The 4,107-nt window shown below is 58.1% G+C and carries 4 protein-coding genes; all 4 read right to left on the minus strand.

The genetic code is table 11. The features are described 5' to 3' along the window. Positions 1–112 precede the first annotated feature (112 nt). Positions 113–1,780 (minus strand): serine protease, encoded by a 1,668-nt coding sequence (locus tag B4F73_RS09985; RefSeq protein WP_290483162.1) that lies wholly within the window; start codon positions 1,778–1,780, stop codon positions 113–115. 73 nt (positions 1,781–1,853) lie between these two features. Next, complete coding sequence (locus B4F73_RS09990; protein ID WP_206991657.1) at positions 1,854–2,669, minus strand: ferredoxin--NADP reductase; 816 nt, start codon at positions 2,667–2,669, stop codon at positions 1,854–1,856. Positions 2,670–2,785: 116 nt separating this feature from the next. Continuing rightward, on the minus strand, positions 2,786–3,304 hold the full coding sequence (locus B4F73_RS09995; protein ID WP_290483163.1) for a rhodanese-like domain-containing protein: 519 nt from the start codon (positions 3,302–3,304) through the stop codon (positions 2,786–2,788). Positions 3,305–3,402: 98 nt separating this feature from the next. Then, a partial coding sequence (locus tag B4F73_RS10000) for a tyrosine recombinase XerC (RefSeq protein WP_290483164.1) occupies positions 3,403–4,107 on the minus strand: 705 nt, incomplete at its 5' end.

Here is a 4,107-nt window from a genome sequence, read left to right on the forward strand (position 1 = left end):
GCAAAGGCGATCGCATATACTGTCAGCAGGATGGCAATAAGGCGGCGGAGCATCCCTCTCGCGTAACACGGCTACGGTAACTACCCGCTGAACACGATGTTGCGAATTTGATCTATCTCGGATCGTCGGACGGCTCGTCATTTCCTGTCCCGCAGATCCGCGAGTCGATGCAATAGTTCAGCACGCCCATGGCCAGCTTCGGTTCAGGCGGAGCCGTCTCGGAGCGTACCTCGGGCTCAGCTTCGGCCACTTCGCCCGCCTCCGCAGCAGCAATGCGGAACAGCCCACGCACCGTCTGCTGTTGGCGCAATGCGGTCCGCACCAGACGGGTAATGTAATCGACCGGAGCATCAATCTGTTGAAAGCCCTGCTGGGGTGAAACCGGCAAGCGCGCATCTTCCGGCACGACCATGGCGATCATGGATTGAGGGCCCAGCGGCGGCCCGGCCTGCAGGCCCGGTTCGCCAAAGATATCCTTTGCCAGGAATACGGTTTCGCCCGCCTCACGCACTGGCCAGCGTCCCGCTGCTTCAACCGGGTTCGGATAGAGCTGTGTCAGCACTTCATCGGCATTGTAATCGAACAGGACCAGCTTTCCCCGGACGGGCAAGGTCACTTTCAGGTCGACCATTTGGCCGTTCTCAACGACAGACACGGGCTGGCCTGCCGCATTCACCAATGTGACCGGCATATCTTTGACGATCGTATCGAAATCCTGCTGCACGCTCGAAACAAGGTCAGGTACGCCGCGCGTGGGCGGTGGAACCTGTGCATACTGAACGAAATTCGCATCAGGCACATAGGTGCGAATCCAGTCCGTATACGCAGATACCCGCGTATAGGCGCCGGGGCTCTCCTGCCGTCCGCACCCGACACCCCAGCTGACAACGCCGATCTGGTAGGGACAACCATTCTTGTCGTATTTCACCAGTGGACCGCCACTGTCGCCCTGACAGGCATCTTGGCCGCCTTGCTCCAGCCCGGCGCAGACGAGCGTCTTATCCACGATCAGCGACTGGTAATCCGCCGGATAGCCTTCCAGCATGGAGGCCTTGCGAAGACGCGCCTGACACACCGATGCTGCCACGGTTGGGGCCGAAGTTTCCTGCAAGACGAGGCTCGGCGCTGCGAGTGCAAAATTGCGCGCATTCTGCCATTTGGTGCGTTGGCCTGGCTCCAGTTCCACCAGATTACCAAACCCGGCCACCCAAGCCTCCTCACCCGCCTTGGACAATCTGTCCGTCGTCGCATCTGTCGACAGGGTCGCAAGTGGTCCCTCCCATGGCGTGTCGAGTTTCATGAGCGCGATGTCTGCACCCTTGTAGATATCTTCGGCGCCCGCATAAGCCGGGTGCGTGACAACCTTCGTAACGAATGCAGCTTGTGACCCTTCCGGAGTGCGGCCGAGATCGCCGGTGCCAAGCTGGACCCGAATGGCTGCGATCTTCCGCTCCGGCCCACCATCTCCTGCATCCTCGAAGGCGAAGACGCGTCCGCTCTGTTCCGAAACCCTGAAGCCTTCGACGCAATGTGCGGCGGTCAGGATCCATTCTTTCGAAATTGCTGCCGCGCCACAGACATGGAAGGCGCCCCGTTGCGTGTTCAGCTGGATCGACGCGATGCCAGGCCAGTTGGCAAGATGCGCGTTGACGCCGCCAACGACTTTGGCACCGGTGGGCGTATCCTCCACGCGACAGGCGCGATCCTGTGCAGACGCGCTGAAACCGGACGAAATGGCGGCGGCCAAAAGGCCCACAGCCAAGCTTGAAATTCTACGCATGTTGCTACGTCCTCCCGAACAGGAAGATTAACCATGCCAGCGCAAAAGCGCCAATATACTTGTCGGGTCAGGCTTAGCCCGCAAAGGCCTTTTCGATGACGAATTCTGCTGGCGACGCGTTCGAACCCTCGGTCAAGCCCGCCTTGATCATCAAATCCTTCACATCCTGGATCATCTCCATGGAGCCACAAATCATGACGCGGTCGGTTTCCGGGTTCAGGGGCGGTACGCCAAGGTCCTCGAACAGTTTCCCACTGTCGATCAGATCTGTAATACGGCCCTTGTACTCATAGTCCTCGCGCGTGCAGCTTCCATAGCGACGCAGTTTGCCCTGAGCCAGTTCGCCAAGGAATTCATGATTCAGCGTCTCTTCCACGATTTCCTTGGAATAATCGAGTTCAGCAGCTTCACGACAGGTATGGGTGACGATGACTTCGTCAAACTTCTCATAGGTTTCCGGGTCGCGCACAACGCTGGCGAAAGGCGCAAAGCCGGTCCCGGTCGAGAAACAATAGAGTCGCTTGCCAGGCACCAGCGCGTCATGCACCAACGTGCCAGTCGGCTTCTTGCCGAGCAGAACCTTGTCGCCCGGCTGAATCGCTTGCAAGCGAGACGTCAACGGGCCGTCAGCGACCTTGATCGAGTAGAATTCGAGCTCCTCATCCCAGCTCGGGCTGGCAATGGAATATGCGCGAAGCAATGGACGGCCGTCATCTTTATAGAGCCCTATCATCACGAACTCGCCTGACCGGAACCGGAAGGTCGACGGCCGGGTCAAACGGAACCGGAACAGTCGGTCCGTATAGTGTTTCACCTCGAGGACGGTTTCCTCGGTCGGCGCGTTCGGGTTGACCTTCTTGGCGGCAACAGGCGTCGCATCTGCAGTCATATCAGGGCATCTCGCTCTTGCATTGTCTCGCGGCGTCACATGACGTCAGGCCGCACTGAAAGCAATGCGTCAGATGAACAGTTGAGTTTTACTGAAGAGTTGGCGCTCTGGAAAGCCTAGAGCGGAGAGACCTCTCCTACCCAATGAATGGCGGGCTCCGCCAAGGGGTAAGCTCCATCCAGTTCATATATGTTCTCGTAGCCATAGCCGTAGAGATTGATGAAGGTAGGCACGTTCAACGCCAGCTCGATCCGCTTGACCGGAACAGGCGCGACATTGTCCGTGAAATTGTTGTTGCAATAAATCAGGATGCGCGTGTCTTTTGACGGGATCAGTTGTGCGAGCTTGTCATCGGTGAAGTCGGAGAAGTTCAGATGAGCAGCACCATCGATGTGTCCCAAGCGATAAGCTTCAGCGCTGCGCGTATCCAGGATAATCGTATCGCTATCGGTTTTCATTTCGTTGAATGTGTCGAGATCAACCAGACGCGAAGACCGGTAGTCTGAGATTTCAGCTGAAAGGTCCACAAAGCCATCATAATCGACCTGGCTTTCCTGCGCCTGAGCCATTAGTCCGCATCCGATGAACGCGGCCAGCGTGATGAGCCCGAGAATTGCGTTTCCTTTGACACCCATGGCGTCAATCCTTTCTGCGTACTTCTCCACAGTATCGCAGTAAGATTACCTTCAATTGAGGCGGGAATGGGCAATTTGAAAGAGTTTCCTAAGGCTATTCAGGCTCTTGGATGCGCGGCGGCATGCACATCGCGCAAGCGCTCGGCGTCCACGCCTGTATAGACTTGAGTGGTGGAAAGCGACGCGTGGCCCAGCAAAGTCTGGATCGCACGGAGGTCTGCGCCAGCTGCCAGAAGGTGCGTCGCAAAGGCGTGGCGAAGCGCATGTGGCGTCGCAGTATCCGGCAAGCCGAGCACCGCGCGGAGCTTCTGCACCAACCCTTGAATCAGGCGTGGATTGAGCGCCCCGCCCTTCGCCCCCCGGAACAACGCATCGTTGCGACCCAGATTGTAGGGACAAAGACTTGCATAGGTATCAACGGCCTTCCGTACTACCGGAATCAGGGGCACGATCCTCACCTTGCCGCCTTTTCCGGCAATTCTCAGTCGCTCCGGCGCCGGAATATCTCCGCCGGTCAGGCTGAGGGCTTCAGAAATCCGCAGGCCCGCACCATAGAGCAATGACAGTACCGCCGCGTCGCGTGCATTTATCCAGGCTTCGGAATCAGGGTCTGTCCCGGCTTCTTCAATCAGATCCTTCGCGGCCTCAATTGATACCGGCCGCGGCAGGCGCTGTGGACGCTTCGGACCCTGCAAATAGGCGATCTCCGCGTTCTCAATGTCATATGTGCGGCCCAGCCAGCGATACAGCGCCTTGATGGAGGAAAGAAGCCGCGCAATTGAGGCATCCGACAATCCGTCCCG

Origin of the sequence: Hyphomonas sp. UBA3601 (assembly GCF_002375605.1) — a bacterium.
Taxonomy (GTDB): domain Bacteria; phylum Pseudomonadota; class Alphaproteobacteria; order Caulobacterales; family Hyphomonadaceae; genus Hyphomonas.

Excerpts from the sequence above, each read along its gene's own strand:
- B4F73_RS09985 (WP_290483162.1), bottom strand. The coding sequence starts at position 1,780 with ATGCGTAGAATTTCAAGCTTGGCTGTGGGCCTTTTGGCCGCCGCCATT.
- B4F73_RS09990 (WP_206991657.1), bottom strand. The coding sequence starts at position 2,669 with ATGACTGCAGATGCGACGCCTGTTGCCGCCAAGAAGGTCAACCCGAAC.
- B4F73_RS09995 (WP_290483163.1), bottom strand. The coding sequence starts at position 3,304 with ATGGGTGTCAAAGGAAACGCAATTCTCGGGCTCATCACGCTGGCCGCG.